At 51.1% G+C, this 17,275-nt stretch carries 21 protein-coding genes; 17 read left to right on the plus strand and 4 right to left on the minus strand.

Going from position 1 to position 17,275, the window contains the following annotated elements; genetic code table 11:
• Positions 1–316 precede the first annotated feature (316 nt).
• Positions 317–775, minus strand: coding sequence for a hypothetical protein (locus WC612_03755; GenBank protein ID MFA6279893.1), 459 nt, complete (start codon positions 773–775; stop codon positions 317–319).
• Positions 776–1,568: 793 nt separating this feature from the next.
• The gene (locus tag WC612_03760; GenBank protein ID MFA6279894.1) at positions 1,569–2,021 is read right to left on the minus strand and encodes a hypothetical protein; all 453 of its coding nucleotides are present in this window, start codon (positions 2,019–2,021) and stop codon (positions 1,569–1,571) included.
• 268 nt (positions 2,022–2,289) lie between these two features.
• On the opposite strand from WC612_03760, the gene acpS reads away from it, so the two are divergent.
• The 12 genes from acpS (at position 2,290) to WC612_03820 (ending at position 11,690) form a co-directional block, all read left to right on the plus strand.
• A complete protein-coding gene (acpS, locus tag WC612_03765; protein MFA6279895.1) occupies positions 2,290–2,682 on the plus strand; it encodes a holo-ACP synthase in 393 nt (130 codons plus the stop codon).
• Between the two features lie 13 nt (positions 2,683–2,695).
• The gene (lepB, locus tag WC612_03770) at positions 2,696–3,457 is read left to right on the plus strand and encodes a signal peptidase I (protein ID MFA6279896.1); all 762 of its coding nucleotides are present in this window, start codon (positions 2,696–2,698) and stop codon (positions 3,455–3,457) included.
• The gene (rnc, locus tag WC612_03775) at positions 3,403–4,161 is read left to right on the plus strand and encodes a ribonuclease III (GenBank protein MFA6279897.1); all 759 of its coding nucleotides are present in this window, start codon (positions 3,403–3,405) and stop codon (positions 4,159–4,161) included. Before lepB ends, rnc begins: the two co-directional genes overlap by 55 nt.
• Positions 4,162–4,333: 172 nt before the next feature.
• A complete protein-coding gene (locus WC612_03780) occupies positions 4,334–4,615 on the plus strand; it encodes a hypothetical protein (GenBank protein MFA6279898.1) in 282 nt (93 codons plus the stop codon).
• Positions 4,616–4,671: 56 nt separating this feature from the next.
• Positions 4,672–5,310 (plus strand): hypothetical protein, encoded by a 639-nt coding sequence (locus WC612_03785; protein ID MFA6279899.1) that lies wholly within the window; start codon positions 4,672–4,674, stop codon positions 5,308–5,310.
• Between the two features lie 23 nt (positions 5,311–5,333).
• A complete protein-coding gene (era, locus tag WC612_03790) occupies positions 5,334–6,242 on the plus strand; it encodes a GTPase Era (GenBank protein ID MFA6279900.1) in 909 nt (302 codons plus the stop codon).
• 155 nt (positions 6,243–6,397) lie between these two features.
• Positions 6,398–7,612, plus strand: coding sequence for a 4Fe-4S dicluster domain-containing protein (locus WC612_03795; GenBank protein MFA6279901.1), 1,215 nt, complete (start codon positions 6,398–6,400; stop codon positions 7,610–7,612).
• A gap of 34 nt (positions 7,613–7,646) precedes the next feature.
• Positions 7,647–8,525 carry an FAD/NAD(P)-binding protein gene (locus WC612_03800; protein MFA6279902.1) on the plus strand — a complete coding sequence of 293 codons (879 nt, stop codon included), beginning with the start codon at positions 7,647–7,649 and terminating at the stop codon, positions 8,523–8,525.
• A 2-nt stretch (positions 8,526–8,527) separates the two neighbouring features.
• Positions 8,528–9,373 carry a hypothetical protein gene (locus WC612_03805; GenBank protein ID MFA6279903.1) on the plus strand — a complete coding sequence of 282 codons (846 nt, stop codon included), beginning with the start codon at positions 8,528–8,530 and terminating at the stop codon, positions 9,371–9,373.
• A 27-nt stretch (positions 9,374–9,400) separates the two neighbouring features.
• Positions 9,401–10,783 carry a Ni/Fe hydrogenase subunit alpha gene (locus tag WC612_03810; protein MFA6279904.1) on the plus strand — a complete coding sequence of 461 codons (1,383 nt, stop codon included), beginning with the start codon at positions 9,401–9,403 and terminating at the stop codon, positions 10,781–10,783.
• Positions 10,784–10,790: 7 nt separating this feature from the next.
• Positions 10,791–11,252: a hydrogenase maturation protease gene (locus WC612_03815; GenBank protein MFA6279905.1), complete on the plus strand. Its 462-nt coding sequence runs from the start codon at positions 10,791–10,793 to the stop codon at positions 11,250–11,252.
• Between the two features lie 195 nt (positions 11,253–11,447).
• The gene (locus WC612_03820; GenBank protein MFA6279906.1) at positions 11,448–11,690 is read left to right on the plus strand and encodes a hydrogenase maturation nickel metallochaperone HypA; all 243 of its coding nucleotides are present in this window, start codon (positions 11,448–11,450) and stop codon (positions 11,688–11,690) included.
• Between the two features lie 6 nt (positions 11,691–11,696).
• On the opposite strand, the gene WC612_03825 is transcribed toward WC612_03820, so the two are convergent.
• Positions 11,697–12,656, minus strand: a complete 960-nt coding sequence (locus WC612_03825; GenBank protein MFA6279907.1) for a methyltransferase domain-containing protein — start codon at positions 12,654–12,656, stop codon at positions 11,697–11,699.
• A 23-nt stretch (positions 12,657–12,679) separates the two neighbouring features.
• Entirely contained in the window at positions 12,680–13,327 is a 648-nt protein-coding gene (locus WC612_03830) for a helix-turn-helix domain-containing protein (protein ID MFA6279908.1), read from the minus strand.
• Between the two features lie 273 nt (positions 13,328–13,600).
• Between WC612_03830 and WC612_03835 the strand changes: the two genes are divergently transcribed.
• From WC612_03835 to WC612_03855, 5 genes are all read left to right on the plus strand, one after another.
• On the plus strand, positions 13,601–13,930 hold the full coding sequence (locus tag WC612_03835; protein MFA6279909.1) for a hypothetical protein: 330 nt from the start codon (positions 13,601–13,603) through the stop codon (positions 13,928–13,930).
• Between the two features lie 158 nt (positions 13,931–14,088).
• On the plus strand, positions 14,089–15,432 hold the full coding sequence (gene secY, locus WC612_03840) for a preprotein translocase subunit SecY (GenBank protein ID MFA6279910.1): 1,344 nt from the start codon (positions 14,089–14,091) through the stop codon (positions 15,430–15,432).
• Positions 15,433–15,448: 16 nt separating this feature from the next.
• Positions 15,449–16,099 (plus strand): adenylate kinase, encoded by a 651-nt coding sequence (locus WC612_03845; protein ID MFA6279911.1) that lies wholly within the window; start codon positions 15,449–15,451, stop codon positions 16,097–16,099.
• 149 nt (positions 16,100–16,248) lie between these two features.
• Positions 16,249–16,689: a response regulator gene (locus WC612_03850; protein ID MFA6279912.1), complete on the plus strand. Its 441-nt coding sequence runs from the start codon at positions 16,249–16,251 to the stop codon at positions 16,687–16,689.
• 46 nt (positions 16,690–16,735) lie between these two features.
• Positions 16,736–17,260 carry a chemotaxis protein CheX gene (locus WC612_03855; protein ID MFA6279913.1) on the plus strand — a complete coding sequence of 175 codons (525 nt, stop codon included), beginning with the start codon at positions 16,736–16,738 and terminating at the stop codon, positions 17,258–17,260.
• The last annotated feature ends 15 nt before the right edge of the window (positions 17,261–17,275 follow it).

Raw genomic sequence — 17,275 nt, forward strand, 5'->3', positions numbered from 1 at the left:
GTAGCGGCAGAGCCGCGAAGGCGGGTGGCGCGAAAGAAAGTTGATCTGGGATCCAGACTCTACCTGACTCCCTCCCATTCGTTCGTTCATCGCTTGCCGATAGAGACACTGGATCCCACGCCCATTTTCTTTCGCCCCGTTGGGTCGAAGAGAAAATGCCTGCCCTGCGAAGCCTTGGCGTAGCGGGATCTTGGGATGACGGAAGGGGGAAACCGCCCAACAAAAAAGGCCTCGCGTTGCCACGAAGCCTTTCCTTGCCGTTATTGCGAGCGCAGCGAAGACGGTCGCGGGGATGACGCTAAAGAGAAATACTGCTTTATTTTGGCGTGGCCTCTGCCCTGCTTGAGAGTGTAGAGCCATTTGCTGGTGGACGATCAGCCGCAAATTTAAAACCTTTAGGAAAGGGGAATTGATAGTTTATAGAATCTGAACATATTTTTTTACCGTTTACATGTATGTTTGATGTTTTTTTACCGTTTATATGTATGTTGGATGCGGTTGTAGAAAAAACATAACCATTCTCCCCGTCTTCAAGAGAAGGGATAATACGCGAACCAGAAAGAGTTACCTCAACACCGTTCTTCTTAGCGATCATTTCGTCTGGGCAGCTTTGGCGCGTACAGAGTTTCTCCGCTGCGTCAACGAGTGCCTCCCGAATAGCGGGCTCGTTTTGTTTTAAATTATTTGTATTATCCACTGCAACGAAAATTCCGGCTGCCATTGCGGCTGTCGCCATTGTTAAGGTAAGCGCCAAACCCGGTGATAAATCACTCATAATAATTTTTCCTTCCTGTTGTCCGTTAAAACAATCAACCTGTGCGTGGATTATATCCTTTTTTAGACGAAAATGAATATCAAAGAGGGGTGCTATATACTTTCATGGCTTGTTGGCTGATGGCTATTGTTGGGTTATAGTTAAACCGTTTAGTTTTCCTACTTCTCCCACCGTCATCGCGAGGAGGCCTTCTTGTGCCCCTTTACCTCCCCCCTTGCGGGGGAGGAAGAAAAATCTTGGTGTTATACCAATCCGTCTATGAACTGACACGTAATAACAACAAGAAAACGGGATCCCCGCTTTCGCGGGGATGACGCTAAAGGGGAGTATCGCCATAAAAAACACCGTCATGCCCGCGAAAGCGGGCATCCCGTTTATTTTTTCTCTACGAGTCACTTCATTCGCTTGTTGGTATTACGCAGTAACGCCTTAGATTTTTCAGGTGGGGGGTCATAACAGGGGGATGGGTTTTGTAACCCCCCACCTATGAAAACTAAGGCTTACTTCCGTCTTCGCGGCTTTGCCGCTTCGACGGACAGGTCGCGGGGATGACGATAGAGGGATGAAATTAAACACACAACCCGTCACTCCCGCGAAAGCGGGAGTCCCGTTTGGTTTAACTCTTGATCCGTTAGTGTCATCGCTGCTTGTTGTGCTTTGCAAAAAGAAAACGGGATCCCCGCTTTCGCGGGGATGACGCTAAAGGAGAAGGCGGGGATGACGATAATGAATTAAAGAGTTTCCCCCAGCTCAAAGCCATTGCCCGCCTATTCCGACTTATATCGTCAAATCGCTACTGCGGAGTTGACTCTGCCTGCATGAGAGCCTTGCCAGAAGCTGGTGGACGATCAGCCGCAAACTTAAAGTTCTTTGGCAGAGGGATTTCTATGTTACCTTCTGCTAGTTTAGAGTCTCTTCCGATAACTTTGATATTTCTTAAGCGTGCCGAGAGAAACAAACCAGGCCTCCCGTTTGTTAGAGAAGGGCCAATGATTGCCTCTAAAACATCCCCCGTAACTCCGTATTTATCAACGCTTATTTTACGCGGACAACCTTGAGGCGTACAAAATTCCTGAGCTGCTCCAGTGATTGCTTTTTGAATAGCGGGGCGGCTTTTTTCAAAAAAGGCCTTATTGTCTAAATAATAATAGAAGTATGCCCCAAACAAAGCTGTTGCTCCAAGCATACCCGTTATGGTTATAGCTGTTGCTACATTACCCGCACTCAAACCCGTTGAATTTTCCATTATGCTTTCCTTTCCTGTCGTTAGTTGAAATAACGCATTCCGCGTTGGTCGTAGCATTTTCGGGGTCAAAAATAAAGAGGATCGTAATATACTTTCATGGATCACCGCGCGTGGTGGGCATAGAGCCTATCTCCTAATAAAGTAATCATAAAAAGAAACCAAACGGGATTCCCTCAAATTGGTAAAGATACTAAACCTCCCAGCTCAAAATCATTGCCCCGACTACAAATCCTAGTGTAAGACCCATAGCTTACGGAAAGGTGGGGCTATGATTATCGGCATTGGCAGTGATTTGGTGGATATACGGCGCATTGAACGCTCTCTTGAGAAACATGAGGAGCGCTTTGTCGCTCGTATTTTCACGGAAACCGAGAAATCCAAGGCCGCCCGCAGTGGATCGCCCGCCGCCACCTATGCTAAGCGCTTTGCGGCCAAGGAGGCCTGCGCCAAGGCCTTGGGCACGGGCATTAACCGTGGTGTTTTCTTTCGTGACATGGGCGTCGTTAACCTGCCATCGGGGCAGCCAAGCCTGCAACTGACGGGCGGGGCAAAGGAGCGGTTGAGTTTCCTTACGCCGCAGGATAAAAAGGTTGTTGTTCACCTCAGCATGACCGACGATTACCCAATGGCACAGGCTTTTGTGGTGATTGAGGCGGTATAAGGTTATCTTGACTATGAATTCGACACCAAAGACGACTCGTGCGGGCAAGGCCAGCGATAAAATGGATGATACGGTGCGGACGTTTTTCCTTGCCGCGCTGATTGCGCTGGGCATCCGCGCCTTTGTGTTTGAGCCGTTTAATATCCCGTCAAGCTCGATGGTTCCGGGGCTTTTGGTGGGCGACTATCTTTTTGTCTCCAAGTATTCCTATGGCTATAGCAGCCTGTCGTCTTTGTTCGGCCTTCTGCCTGTATCGGGGCGTTTTCTGGGAAGCGAGCCCAAGCGCGGCGACGTGATCGTTTTCAAAAATCCCGTGACTCCCAGTGTCGATTACATCAAGCGGCTTGTGGGCCTTCCCGGTGATACGATCCAAGTCAAAAACGGCCTTCTTTTCATCAATGGGGTTGCCGTGGATCGCCGCAAGCTGGCCGAGCCTATCGTTCAAAAATACATAAAGCCCAATCCCTCGGTTGTTGATTATACCGAAACTTTTCCCGATGGGAATGAGCATATCATCCGCGAGGAAGGCGATGACCGCACGCTTGATGACACCGAGGTCTTCACGGTTCCGGCAGGCCATTATTTTGGCATGGGCGACAATCGCGACAATTCCATGGACAGCCGCACCAAGTATGTTGGCTATATTCCCGCCGATAATCTGGTGGGTCGCGCCGAGGTTCTGTTTTTCTCATTGGATGACGGGGCGAAGTTTTGGCAGATATGGAACTGGCCGACCTCTGTCCGGTGGGATCGTCTTTTCATGAAAATCAAGTGATGACGGCGGTTTTTCCCACTGATTTGACTCCGCTCCTTGCCGAGCTTGGGCATGCGTTTCAAGATATTGCCTTGCTGCAAGCCGCGCTGACGCATCCGTCGGTGGGGGGAGGGCGTGGCGTGAAGAAGTCGGCCAGCGCTTCTCCCTATGAAAGGCTGGAGTTTCTGGGCGATCGCGTCCTTGGCCTTGTGATCGCACATTGGCTTTATGAATTGTACCCGCAGGAAGACGAAGGCTCGCTGGCCAAGCGCCATGCCGCGATGGTCAACCGCGACGCCTTGCGCGATGTTGCGTTGGTGCTGCAGCTGGAGCGCTATGTGAGGCTTGCCCACGATGACACGGACTTTTCGCGGCAGAACCTTGCCGTTCTTTCCGATGCGATGGAGGCCGTGATTGGCGCTCTGTTCCTTGACGGCGGCCTTGCGCCAGCCGAGAGTTTTATCAAGCGGCACTGGGACGAAAAGATTCACGAAACCGCTACGCCAGCCGATCCCAAGTCGGCCTTGCAGGAATACGCGCAAGGGAAGGGGCTGCCTTTGCCCACCTATCGCGTGATGGAGCGCAGCGGCCCCGCGCATGCCCCATCCTTTATTATTGAGGCCTCAGTGCGCGGGCACGAGGCCGTTTCGGCGCAGGGAGCCTCTAAACGCGAGGCCGAAAAAGCGGCAGCGCAACTTCTCCTCGACCAGATTGGAAAAGCATAGGGATAATCCTTTGTCTTCAAGGGGCTTGTCTTGTTTTTAATGTTTTATTACCCATTTAATGCCCTGTTAACGTATTGAAAGTAATCAATTTTATTGACTTTTTCCGTAAAAGGGGATAGAAAATAAATATGAAAGCGATATATCACGAAACATTTTGTAGAGGAGCCGTAAAATGATTTATACTCATCCCCACACACAATCAAAAACAATGGGGATTCCTATGTCCAGAAAGCCAAGGCTTACGCCTGAAGAAATAGCCAAGGCAGTTGTTCATAATCTTGGGAAAGACAGGGAACTTGGGCCTATGCCCGTGCTCTCTCCGGATCCCACACCAGTTGAACGCATCATTTATAATGTTAGTGTCATAAAACATAACTATGGCCGTGTTCCCGAAAGGAGCCAAGCTGTAGAGAAGACTCTCAGCTTTATGCGTGCTCGGCTTGATCAAAACTGATCAATTAAAAGTCTTTTTCCATTAAAATTTATTTATCTGATTATTAGGGGGTGTATATGAGGCGCAGAAATTACACCAAAAAGAGGCAAGAGGCCTTATACCGGCAGTCTAGACTGACCTTTAAAGCTCTTTTTAATGAAGCCAAAAAAGAAAAAAAAGAAACGATCCATATCCTTTTGGCAAGGCAGTGTTTTGAGGAATCAATAGGTGATGATAGTCTTACTGTAGCCGATGGGTATAGAATACTACGTGATCGGGTTGCTCTTACTTATTTTATCGAACAGGTTCGTGATGAGTATGAAAAGAACTCTCCAACATTAAGTTTATTGAATAATATCTCTGAAGTCGTGAAGGTTATTCAAAATTACACCAATCCAAAACTAAACTTAAAATTGGCCGCTACGGTAAGTGCGCTTTCTGTTGTTGTATCGTCTATTTTTTCGCCCTTTCCAAACGAGTTGTTATCGCCCCTTGCCAAAAAATTGTTTGGCCGGAGCGAAGCACCCACCGGAGTAAGTGCGCCGCATATCCCTGCCTACGCGCCTTATCCAGCGATGATGATCGTCGATAATCGTCGTTATTCGTTTTATGGCTTTTCTGAAGAAAAAGTGCCACAAGATAATCAAAAGAAAGAGACGGCGATGTCGCCTTCAACGAAGTCTGCGCACCAATGCGCTTCTTGTCACATGATATAGCCAAGAAAACCGATAGGAACTTTATGAAAAAGACCGAACACACAACGACCCATGCGGGCTTTGTTGCCATTCTTGGCGCGCCGAACGCGGGGAAGTCCACGCTCCTCAACCAACTGCTGGGCGAGAAGCTTTCCATCGTCACGCGTAAGGCGCAGACGACGCGCATACGCGTTCTTGGCCTGATGACCGAAGGCGACACACAGATCGGCATGATCGACACGCCGGGTCTTTTCCAGCCGAAAAGCAAGCTGGAACGTGCGATGGTGCAAACCGCGTGGGATAGCCTTGAAGGGGCCGACCTTGTCTTGTTGATCGTCGATGCGGCCTCGCGCCAGCCGGATGCGAAGGTTGAGGCGATTGTCGAAGAACTCACCAAGCGCCAGCAAAAGGCGACGCTTATCTTGAACAAGGTGGATAAGGTCAGGGTCGAGAAACTTTTGCCCTTGGCCGAGCGTTTGCACGACACCGCGATGTTTGATGAGGTCTTTATGCTCTCGGCGCTGAATGGCGATGGGGTGGAGAAGCTCAAGGCCAAGCTGTTCGCCGCGATGCCAGAAGGGCCGTGGCACTTTCCCGAAGACCAGCTGACAGACGTATCCGAGCGCCTTTTGGCCGCCGAAATCACGCGCGAAAAGTTGTTCGAGCAAATTCACGACGAGTTGCCCTATGGCGCGGCCGTTGTTCCCGAAAGCTGGGAGGAGCGCAAGGATGGCTCGGTCGTGATCCGACAGACAATTTTGGTCACAAAACCAACGCACCGCGCGATGGTTTTGGGCAAGAACGGCTCGCGCATTAAGGAAATCGGCTCTGCCGCCCGCGCCGACCTGACCGAGCAGCTGGGCCGCCCCGTCCATTTGTTTCTAGAGGTCAAGGCTGACGAACGCTGGCAGGAGCGCGGGGAATTCTACCGCCTCTTCGGCCTGCAGGGGTGAGTAGGGGGGGGATTCCCCCATTAAAATACCGTCCCGCCTAAAAAACCCCTTTCATCATTTGTTAAAAGTGCCCTATTATTAACCATAACGGGGGTTTGTTGATTCGCTTGAATCTATTGCCTCTTGGTTAAGGTCGCTTTTGGGGGAGGTGTGATTTGACTCACGCTCACGGTTCTACAGGTTCTTCGCATGCTAAGGCGCCCGCTGGCGCGAAAGGCTCTCCGATAGCGATAGGCACGAAGGTCGTTATGGATGAGGCTGGGCTTGCCTCCCTGATCACGTTGCTTACCAAGGTAGGCTATCAGCCCATCGGCCCCAAGGCGCGTGACGGCGCGATTGTCTACGAAGAAATTGAATCCCTTTCTGACCTTCCTGTCGGCTTTGCCGATGAGCAAGAGGGCGGCAAGTATCGCCTTGTCGCGGGAACCAAAGGCTCATTCTTTGAGTATCTTGTCGGCCCGACCAGCTGGAAGCGCTATCTGTTCCCTCCCACCCACAAATTGTGGGGCGCTGAGCAAAAGGGCAACGGCTTTGAGATTGATAAGGCCAAGGCCGATGTGCCTGCCTATGCCTTTATCGGCGTGCGTTCGTGCGAGCTGAACGCGATGAAGATTCAAGACAAGGTTTTTGGTTTTGGCCGCGAGGATAATAATGGCGCGGGGATTTTCTCGGATCCCAATTATGTTGCTCGACGTAGCAAGGCGTTGATCATCGCGGTTAACTGCTCACGCGCTGGCAAGACTTGTTTCTGCACGTCTATGGGCGGCGATCCCCATGTTAAGGAAGATCAAGGCTTCGATTTGGCGCTGACCGAATTTGCGCCCCAGCAAACGCACGAGTTTATGGTTGAGGTTGGCAGTGAGCGGGGTCGTTTGATCCTAGAGCTTCTTCCTTACCGCGCCGTAACGTCTCATGACACCGACAGGGCAGCTTCGCAGGCGCGTAAGGCGCGTAGCGAAATGGGCCGCAAGATGCCGCCTGATATTAAGGACGTGTTAAAGCGCAATCTGGATCACAAGCGTTGGGACGATGTGGCCAGCCGCTGCCTGTCCTGCGCCAACTGCACGATGGTCTGCCCCACCTGTTTTTGCTCAACGGTGCAGGATAGCACCAATCTGACGGGCGAGAAGACCGAGCGCACGCGGTCGTGGGATTCCTGCTTCTCGGTGGATTTCAGCTATATCCATGGTGGCGCGATCCGCCCCGAAACCAAGTCGCGCTATCGTCAGTGGATGACTCATAAATTGTCCAATTGGCATGAACAATATGGCTCGTCGGGCTGCGTTGGCTGCGGGCGATGCATAACATGGTGCCCCGTCGGCATCGACATTACAGAAGAAGCCCGCGTGATCAAAACCACGGGAAAGTGATCTTTGGAACTCATCAAAAAATAGGATGCGCAGCATGACCGAGGCCGCCCCAACAAAGAAAAAGCATCATTGCACTTGCCACTCTGGCGACGCCAGCCCGATGCACCCGCGTCCCTTTAAGGTTGTTAAAATCTGGAAAGAGCTTTCCGATACGTTTAGCATGTCTCTTGTGCCAGAAGATGGCCAGCCTATCGTTTTTGCGCCCGGACAGTTTAACATGCTGTACGTTTTTGGCGTCGGCGAAGTTCCTATCAGCGTGAGCGGCGATCCAACCGATCTTAGCACGCTTGTTCATACGACCCGTGCCGTGGGTAACGTCTCGCGGGCGTTGGATGCCTTGAAAGAAGGTATGTCGGTGGGTGTGCGTGGGCCTTTTGGCACGGTGTGGCCTTTGGACATTGCCGAGGGAAAAGACTTGGTTTTCGTCGCGGGTGGTATTGGCCTTGCGCCGTTGCGCCCCGTTATTTATCAAGCGATGGCGTATCGCCACAAATACCGCAACCTTGCGATCCTTTACGGCGCTCGCACGCCCGAAGACATCCTTTTCGATAAGGAGCTGTTGCGGTGGAAGGCTCGCTTTGACATCGATGTGCAGGTGACGGTGGATCGCTCTACCGGCGATTGGGCAGGGCGCGTTGGCCTTGTGACTAAGCTGGTCGAGTGCGGCGGCTTTGATCCGGCGAATACGGTTGCCTATACCTGCGGGCCTGAAGTCATGATGCTGCATGTCGTGGACTCGCTCCACAAGCGCGGCGTGCCGCATGATCGCATCTATCTTTCTATGGAACGCAACATGAAGTGTGGCGTCGGCTTTTGCGGCCATTGTCAGTGGGGGACATCCTTTGTCTGCCGCGATGGCCCCGTGTTCCGGTTCGACACGATTGCCGATGACCTTAAAGTACGGGAGCTTTAATCATGACCGCACCCTCTGCCAAGAAAAAAGCCGCCCCCGCCGCGCCAAAGGCCAAAACGCCTGCCGCCGCGAAGCCTCATCGCGCCAAGCCCAAGGTTGCCGTGTGGAAGTTCGCTTCCTGCGACGGTTGCCAGCTTAGCCTTTTGGCGTGCGAGGATGAATTGCTGGATGTGGTGGGCGAAATCGAGATTGCCTATTTTCTTGAAGCGACGACGGCAAAGATCGATGGGCCTTACGACATTTCGCTGGTTGAGGGTTCGATCACGACCGAGCATGACCTTCACCGCCTTCGCAAGATCCGGCAAGAATCCAAGATGCTGATCACGATTGGCGCGTGCGCGACATCGGGCGGCATTCAGGCTTTGAAAAACTTTGCGAAGGTGGATGATTATATTCGCGCCGTTTACGATCACCCCGAATTTATCGACACGCTACCGACTTCGACTCCCATCAAAGATCACGTCCCAGTGGACTTTGAGCTGCGCGGTTGCCCCATCAACAAGGCCGAGCTTTTGGAAGCTATCAGCGCCTTGCTTAACAAGCGTACGCCTAACATCGTGCACACCAGTCAGTGCATCGAATGCAAGAAAAAGGGAACCGTTTGCCTGATGGTGGCCAAGGGCGTTCCTTGCCTTGGCCCTGCAACGCATGCGGGTTGCGGCAATCTGTGTCCTTCGACAAATCGTGGGTGTTTTGGTTGCTTTGGCCCATCCGAGGCCGCCAATGGCCCCGCTCTTGCCAAGCAACTGGAGAAACTGGGCATGACGAAGCGCGAGGTTCGTGATTTCTTCCGTTCCTATAACAGCAACGCTGCGGAGTTCCGCAAAACAAGCGAAGCTTATGACTAATAACCAAAAGAGATAAAGGAGCCGATCATGGCCACAGCGGCGAAAACCCCCACCAAGGCAAAGGCGGCAGCGAAGGCAGCGCCCTCTAAACCATCAAAGGCGAAGAAGCCTGAGACAGGCACGCGCACCATTCAGGTGGATGAACTATCCCGCGTTGAGGGCGAGGGCGCTTTGTTTGTGCGCGTTAAGGATGGCGTGATCAAGGACTGCAAGTTCAAGATTGTGGAGCCTCCGCGCTTTTTCGAAGCGTTCCTGAAAGGCCGCAGCTATCTGGAAGTACCCGACATTACCGCACGCATTTGCGGCATTTGCCCTATGGCCTATTTGATGGGCGCACAGCAAGCGATGGAAGATGCGTTGGGCATCACCATCACACAGCCAATCCGCGATCTGCGTCGCATCATGTATTGCGGCGAGTGGATCGAAAGCCACGTTTTGCATGCTGCGATGCTTCATGCACCCGATTTTCTGGGCCTTGACGACGCTCTTCAGTTGGCTGCGACCAACAAGGCCGTGGTGGAAAAAGCGCTCAGGCTTAAGAAACTGGGCAATGATTTGCTGGAAGTGGTCGGCGGTGGCCGCGCCATTCATCCGATCAACACGCGCGTTGGTGGCTTTTACAAAGTGCCCACCAAAAAAGCTTTGCGCGGCATGATGGATGAATTGAAGTGGGGGATCGAAGCCTCCATTGATCTGGCCAAACTTTTTGGAACGTTCACGTTCCCTGATTTTGAATACGACTATCACTGCGTCGCGCTGCATCACCCCGATGAATACGCGATCGTGGAAGGCGACGTGATCAGCAATCGCGGCATTCATATTCCCGTTCGCGAGTTCCATGAAGTGTTCCAAGAATCGCATGTCGCGCACTCAACGGCGCTTCGTGGTTCATCGCGTGGTGATAATGAGCCCTATTTGGCGGGGCCAAACGCGCGGTACAACCTTAACTACAAACAGCTCTCCAAGCTCGCCAAGCAAACCGCCAAAGAAATCGGTCTGGGCGAGATCGTCAACAATCCCTTTAAAAGTATCTTGGTGCGCATGGTCGAAACCGTCTATGCGTGCGAGGAAGCCTTGCGTCTTATCAAGGCGTATGAGGAGCCGGACGTGGCCTATGTCGAAGGACGCCCCCGCGCCAGTGAAGGCTTTGGTATGACGGAAGCGCCGCGCGGCGTTTGCTATCATTCCTATAAGCTGGACAGCGAGGGACGCGTTTTGAAGGCTGTCATATCCTCCCCCACTGCGCAAAACCAGCCGCAGATTGAGCGCGATTTGCACGGTGTGGTGGAACGCAGCCTTGATCTGGATGATGAGGCTTTGAAACAGCGTTGCGAGTTAACAATCCGCAACTATGATCCCTGCATCTCCTGTTCGGCCCACTTCCTGACTCTGACGATGGTGCGGGAATAAAAAGGGTATGACGATCCTTTTTCTTGGCGTTGGCAATTTGCACCGCGCGGATGATAGCGTAGGGCCTGCGCTGGCGGAAAAGCTGGCCGCCGATAAGACTTTCATGCAAAAGGGCGTGGAGGTTCAGCCTCACAGTGGCGAGGGCGTGTCGCTTATGCATGTGTGGGCGGGCGCGGAGCGTGTCGTGATTGTGGACGCGATGAAGTCGGGCGCGACGGTCGGCTCGATCCACCGGTTTGACGCCATCAATGAGCCTTTGCACCACGATGTTTTCCGCTACTCCAGCCATCTGTTCGGCCTTGCCGAGGCAACCGAGATGGCGCGGGCGCTGGGCAGTCTTCCTAAGGCCATGATTATCTATGGCATTGAGGGGTATGAGTTCACCTTTGGCGAAGCCATGTCGCCCACCGTTGCCAAAGCGCTTAAAAAGGTCGAGAAAGCCGTCCGCAAAGAATTTGATGATTTGTGAAATCTTTGGAGCCGTTATCTTTGTCTTTTTTTGTCATCCGCTCCCTCCCATTGGCGTCATCCCCGCGAAAGCGGGGATCCCGTTTGTTTTGGTGTGATAAACAAGAAGCCTTGTCCTAATTGGAAAAAGCATAAAAAGAAAACTGGATCCCCGCTTTCGCGGGGATGACGGAAAGCTTAGTAAGAAGAGGCCGCCATGCACGAAGTATCGCTTTGCGAAAGCATCGTCAAAATTGTTCAAAAACAGGCTGAAAAGGACGGCTTTTCGCGTGTCGTCAGCGTGACCTTGTCAATCGGGGAGCGTTCGGGCGCGAGCATTGAGGCCTTAGATTTCTGCTTCCCCATGGTGGCCAAAGGCACGATCGCGGAAGGCGCAACGCTCGCTTTTACCCGATCCGAGGATGACTCCCTGCGCGTCGCCTCACTAGAGGTGGGGTGAGAACAGTTAGGCGTGAAGGCTGTGGATCTTGTTTGCTTTTTTAAAATGCATCATCATGTAGGCATTGGGGTGTGAACGCCACATCAGGTTCTCTCGGCCAATCAGCTCAAGGCCAGCGCCTTGGGCGGCTTTTACGAGGGCCTCGTCGCTCCAATGGGTATCCATAAGGCTTGCAAAGCAAGGCAGGCCATTCCTATCAAGCGCGTTGAAAGTTACCTTCATAGGTGTTCCGTCTTTGAGGGCGAACCGTGGAAGACACGAAAGGGCGATATACCCATCATCATCCCCTAAAATCTCTGGGTTCGAGGCTGCTTCAAGGATAGCGGGCGGAACATCATTTATGTGGATGCAGTTTTGGTAATGTTCCGGCGTGTCGGCGACATGATTGGAAGGACACCCCACCAAGATGGCATGGCCATTAGGGGCTAACATGGAAGAAACAGCGCCGAACAAATTATTCTGTAAATTTTCAAAGGGCTGAAAGTGGTAATGGACATGAACCATCGACACAAGTTCACATTGGCCAAGAATAGAGGTTGGAACTTTATTGTTATAGCGCACAATGCCTTTTGAAATAAGATTATTGGGGGTCTTGCTGAAGGCCATTTTCAACATGTCGGGTGATGTATCGATGCCATAAACATCGGTAAAGCCTAAGGAAGGAAGACGCTTGGTCAGCCAACCGGTTCCACAACCAAAGTCGACGGCAATTCTTTTTCTGGCGCATGCTCCTTCTGCTGCCGAAGGCTCGGCTTGCCTTAGAAAACCAGCCATATAGCCGTAATACAGTTCTGGTCGACCTGTATCCTCGTTAAAAATATCGAAAAATTCAGCTGTTTTCTTGTCGTATTGATTATCTTCGCGAGGCGCAGCAATAAGGCTTTGAGCATGGGACGGCTTTGCGCCCATCGCTTCACGATGGCCGTAGAGACTTCCCTCCACTTTTCTTTCAGCGCCTGTTAGCATTTCTATCTTTCTTGTTCTAAAAACTATTCTGCTATGTCTTGTGAGAGCTTCCAAAGCGCATCAAATTGTGATCGATAGGCATTGGCGACGCTTTCGGATTTAATGGCGACGACTTTGGGGAAAGAAGGTCCTTCCCCGTAGATAATGAAATCAAACCTGTTTTCATAAACGCTAAAGGGAATCGTAAACGCCATTTGCGGCAATTTCCGATAGCGAATATACTTTGTGACCATAACATTGACGCCCTCAACGACGAGTGCTTTGAAGTCAAGTTTTTCTAGCTTTGACATTCTTTGCAGATGCATTTTGGCGTAGTCTCCAAGCGCGTCGATAAATTCTTTATCATTATTACCAAAGATATAGATTCTGCGATCTTGGGGATTATTTAAAAGGATTTTGTAAATATCGTCGGCATAGCGACGAAAATCAGCTGTTCCCTCATAATTGATCACAATGTTGACGTTCTTCCTCACTCCGTCATGTTCTGTAAACTCGACGTTATGCTCGGCGAAGGCCTTCACAATGGCGCTGATGGTGGAGTCTTGGGGCATATAGACGCCGTGCTCGATGTTCTTGATCGTTTCGGCGGACAAGCCAGAGGCCTTGGCCAACTCGGATCTGGTCCAATCCAAAAGGCCGCGGGCGGCGCGTAGTTGAGCAGCGGTAATCATTGTTGTGAAAGCGTTCCTATGTTTTACCCATCATCCATACCGTTTTTTCGCGGGAAAGTTCAAGCTTTCTATTATTTTCATCAAATCATTTTCGCGATTTTGAGGGGTTCTTGCCGAAGTAAGGTTAACAGACTGTTTTTCATGGAAAAAGGGGATGTGAAACTAATAATAATGATTTACTTGAGAATGGGCGCTCGTTATAGGGGGCTATACGCCTCCGCTTGAGGGGCTAGGGGGCCACAAGCGCACGCCGACATTACAAGGGATTGGGATATGACGAAAGAAGACTTACAGTCTGTTATTATGAGCATGAAGGCTCAGACAAGCGCGTCGCAGGCTTGTGAAGTAGGGGCTTGCTGTGATCTTAAAACAGGCTGGATGCGTCATGATCATCAATCCGTTTTTCCCATTGGGGTAGAGCAGGTTGTTTCCTTGACGGCGCTTGTTTCCTATGTCGCCCATAAAACAGAGCGAAGCGAATTTCGGGTCGAACGCGAGTTATCCAATCATTTCTGCGTTCCCAACCTTAAATGCCTTCCTGTTGAGCTTTATGACAAGGCTTTGCGCTATATTGTCGAACAAGTCCCCGCCAACCACGCCTAATTCCTCTTTTTTCTCCCCTAATCCCCTCCCATTTTCACACTTTGCACAACGGATCAAGCGGTGCTAGATTGCCACGCGCTCTGGCTTTCTTGCGATTCTCGCGGGGTAAGGCAGCGTGTTTGTTGTTTTCCATCCTTTTTCTTTGAGTGACATACATCATGGTATCTCCTGCTGAAACACTGGCTTCCAGTCTCAACCTTTCTGCCTTTGGCAAAGCGACAGAGCTTAAAAGCCGTATCTGGTTCACCATTCTGGCGCTGATTATCTATCGCGCGGGTACGTATATTCCCGTTCCCGGTATTGATCCTGTCGCGCTGGGCGCTGTGTTTAAGGCGCATACGGGCGGCATTTTGGGCATGTTTGATATGTTTTCGGGCGGCGCGTTGATGCGTATGACCATCTTCGCTCTTGGCGTCATGCCTTACATTACGGCCTCGATTATCGTCCAGCTTCTCTCGGCTATTGTGCCAGCCTTTGAGGCCATGAAGAAAGAGGGGCAGTCCGGTCAGGTTCGCCTTAATCAGTATTCGCGCTATCTGACAGTGGTTTTTGCCTTTGTTCAGGCTTATGCGCTGGCTGTCGGGCTTGAGAGCATGTCGTCAGGCATGGGCGGAGCGGTGATTGAGCCGGGCTTTTTCTTCCGTATTAGCACGGTGATCACGCTCACGGGCGGCACAATCTTTTTGATGTGGCTGGGCGAGCAGATTACGGCGCGTGGCATTGGTAACGGCGTATCGATGATTATTTATGCCGGTATTGTCGCCAACCTGCCGCAAGCGATGGCTCAGACGTTAGAGCTGGGACGGACGGGCGCTTTGTCGACATGGTTTATCTTGTTCATCCTTGCTTTGACGGTTGGCGTTTTGGCAATGTGCGTTTTCTTTGAGCGCGCGCAGCGTCGCATTCTGGTCAACTATCCCAAGCGTCAGGTGGGCAACAAAATGTATGGCGGCGAGGCCTCGCATATGCCCCTCAAGCTCAATACGTCGGGCGTCATTCCGCCGATTTTTGCCAGCTCCTTGCTTCTGTTTCCGCTGACTCTCGCCAGTTTTACGAATATCCAACAAAATGGTGGCATTCTTGCTGATATCGTTGAGGCGATCAGTCATGGTAAGCCGCTTTATATGGTGCTGTATGCCTTGATGATTGTTTTCTTTTCGTTCTTCTATACGGCGGTTGTTTTTAATCCCCAAGAAACGGCTGAGAATCTGCGTAAATATGGCGGCTTTGTTCCCGGTATTCGTCCCGGTAACAACACGGCGGATTACTTTGACTATGTGTTGACGCGCCTGACGGTTCTGGGCGCGTTTTATCTGGTAGTGGTATGTTTGCTGCCAGAGTTTATGATGAGCCGTGGAGCCGTTCCTTTCTATCTGGGCGGCACATCGCTTTTGATTGTTGTGAGCGTGACCATTGATACGATTTCTCGTGTGCAGTCTCACCTGATCGCCCACCAGTATGAAGGGTTGATCAAGAAGTCAAAGCTCCATAAGGCGCGTTAAGGGCGAGGGTTGAGTCATGAACATTATTCTGTTGGGCGCTCCGGGCGCGGGTAAGGGAACGCAAGCCAGAAGGCTGGAAGATCACTATGGCATGATTCAGCTATCGACGGGCGACATGCTCCGCGCGTCGATCAAGAGGGGAGAACCGCTAGGTTTGGAGGCTAAAAGCCTTATGGATCAAGGATCCCTTGTTCCCGACGATCTTATTGTTCGCATGATTGAAACGCGGATTGAACAGCCTGATTGTGTTAAGGGTTTTATATTGGATGGGTTCCCAAGAACAGTGCCACAGGCACAGGCCTTGGATCATATGTTGTCCTTGAAAAACAAAAAACTTGATGCTGTTATTGAATTGAAGGTTGATGAAGACGCGCTGATTGAACGCGTTTCTGGTCGTTTTACCTGCTCTCAATGCGGTGAGGGTTATCACGACATTTTTAAACCCACGCGAGCGGAAGGGGTTTGCGACGTTTGTGGCGCGACAGAGTTTACGCGCCGCTCGGACGACAATGCAGAAACCATGAAGATTCGTTTACAAGCTTACCGCGACCAAACTGCGCCTATTTTGCCCTATTATGAGCAAAAAGGAGCCCTTAAGAGCCTTGATGGCATGGCCGATATGGACGTTGTTTTCGTTCAGCTTTGCCAACTGCTTGATTCAATTTGATAAAGTCTTTGTTTGGTCTGGTGATCTTTTGGTGGCGAAATCTTTCTTTAACCATACAGAAACATATTTATGAGAGAAGATAGGCGTGCCTTCTCTAAGGTTTTTTAGAGAGGGTGGCTTGTACGAGCTTGTGATAGGAGATTCAAACCGTGAGTCAGTTGGCCCTTCTTAAAATTCTGATTGCAGATGACCATTTTTTGGTTAGGCAATTTGTGCGCAATACGCTGCAAGAATCAAAAATTACGAATATCCAAACGGCAGCCGATGGCAACGAGGCCATTGACCTTGTGCAAAAAGCGCATGAAGTCCACCAGCCGTTTGATATCGTTTTCCTTGATTGGAATATGCCGACGGTGTCGGGTCTAGAGGTTCTCAATTATTTCAGAACAAGACCTGAGTATGCCGATACAGCCTTTGTGATGCTCACGGCAGAATCCGAGCAGCAAAACATTATGAAAGCCATTAAGGCGGGCGCCACCTCTTACATTATTAAACCCGTTTCCCCAGGGGATCTTAGCAAGAAACTGTTTGAGATCCATGAGTGGATCAAGCGCAAACGCGACGGAAATAATAAGGCTGCGCAGGCGTAGGCATAAGCGCCACAGGGACTCTTCGGACGACAAAAGGGATAATGTCATGGGGCAAGTTAGTCAGTTTTTGCGTCTAGATGATATGCTGGCTCAAGATATCTCTAGCGCTGTTATCCGCGCCTTTCAAACGACCTTTGGCGTAGAAATTACGGCAGGCCCCGCCGAAATGAAGCGGGGTATGGTCTCGTTGGTGGGCGATGTCTCCGGTGTTATCGCCCTTGTGCAAGACGGCCTTGAAGGCACGATGACCTTATGTCTGACCTTTGAGACGGTGCGCGATATTTTGCCTCGCATCGTTGGCAACGCTATATCAGTTACGCATGAAATGACCACGGATGCGGTGGGTGAGCTTACCAATATGATCTTTGGACAAGTCAAGACAGAGCTGAATGGCCGTGGCTATGGACTTAAGCTTGGTATCCCCAGCGTTGTGACGGGGCGCGGCCATTTCGTCAGTCAGTTCCATCGCGGCCCTTATATGATCCTTCCCTTTTATTTGGAGGGGCAGTTGTTTCAGGTTCATGTCGCCCTGTACGACAACAAAGAAGAGCCTCAGCAAGCCTCTCATTGACGGATAATGATGACC

This window comes from Bdellovibrionales bacterium (assembly GCA_041662785.1).
Taxonomy (GTDB): Bacteria; Pseudomonadota; Alphaproteobacteria; order UBA9219; family UBA9219; genus UBA8914.

Coding starts and splice junctions, on each gene's coding strand:
- WC612_03755 (MFA6279893.1), bottom strand. CDS start 775: ATGAGTGATTTATCACCGGGTTTGGCGCTTACCTTAACAATGGCGACA.
- WC612_03760 (MFA6279894.1), bottom strand. CDS start 2,021: ATGGAAAATTCAACGGGTTTGAGTGCGGGTAATGTAGCAACAGCTATA.
- acpS (MFA6279895.1), top strand. CDS start 2,290: ATGATTATCGGCATTGGCAGTGATTTGGTGGATATACGGCGCATTGAA.
- lepB (MFA6279896.1), top strand. CDS start 2,696: ATGAATTCGACACCAAAGACGACTCGTGCGGGCAAGGCCAGCGATAAA.
- rnc (MFA6279897.1), top strand. CDS start 3,403: ATGGAACTGGCCGACCTCTGTCCGGTGGGATCGTCTTTTCATGAAAAT.
- WC612_03780 (MFA6279898.1), top strand. CDS start 4,334: ATGATTTATACTCATCCCCACACACAATCAAAAACAATGGGGATTCCT.
- WC612_03785 (MFA6279899.1), top strand. CDS start 4,672: ATGAGGCGCAGAAATTACACCAAAAAGAGGCAAGAGGCCTTATACCGG.
- era (MFA6279900.1), top strand. CDS start 5,334: ATGAAAAAGACCGAACACACAACGACCCATGCGGGCTTTGTTGCCATT.
- WC612_03800 (MFA6279902.1), top strand. CDS start 7,647: ATGACCGAGGCCGCCCCAACAAAGAAAAAGCATCATTGCACTTGCCAC.
- WC612_03805 (MFA6279903.1), top strand. CDS start 8,528: ATGACCGCACCCTCTGCCAAGAAAAAAGCCGCCCCCGCCGCGCCAAAG.
- WC612_03810 (MFA6279904.1), top strand. CDS start 9,401: ATGGCCACAGCGGCGAAAACCCCCACCAAGGCAAAGGCGGCAGCGAAG.
- WC612_03815 (MFA6279905.1), top strand. CDS start 10,791: ATGACGATCCTTTTTCTTGGCGTTGGCAATTTGCACCGCGCGGATGAT.
- WC612_03820 (MFA6279906.1), top strand. CDS start 11,448: ATGCACGAAGTATCGCTTTGCGAAAGCATCGTCAAAATTGTTCAAAAA.
- WC612_03825 (MFA6279907.1), bottom strand. CDS start 12,656: ATGCTAACAGGCGCTGAAAGAAAAGTGGAGGGAAGTCTCTACGGCCAT.
- WC612_03830 (MFA6279908.1), bottom strand. CDS start 13,327: ATGATTACCGCTGCTCAACTACGCGCCGCCCGCGGCCTTTTGGATTGG.
- WC612_03835 (MFA6279909.1), top strand. CDS start 13,601: ATGACGAAAGAAGACTTACAGTCTGTTATTATGAGCATGAAGGCTCAG.
- secY (MFA6279910.1), top strand. CDS start 14,089: ATGGTATCTCCTGCTGAAACACTGGCTTCCAGTCTCAACCTTTCTGCC.
- WC612_03845 (MFA6279911.1), top strand. CDS start 15,449: ATGAACATTATTCTGTTGGGCGCTCCGGGCGCGGGTAAGGGAACGCAA.
- WC612_03855 (MFA6279913.1), top strand. CDS start 16,736: ATGGGGCAAGTTAGTCAGTTTTTGCGTCTAGATGATATGCTGGCTCAA.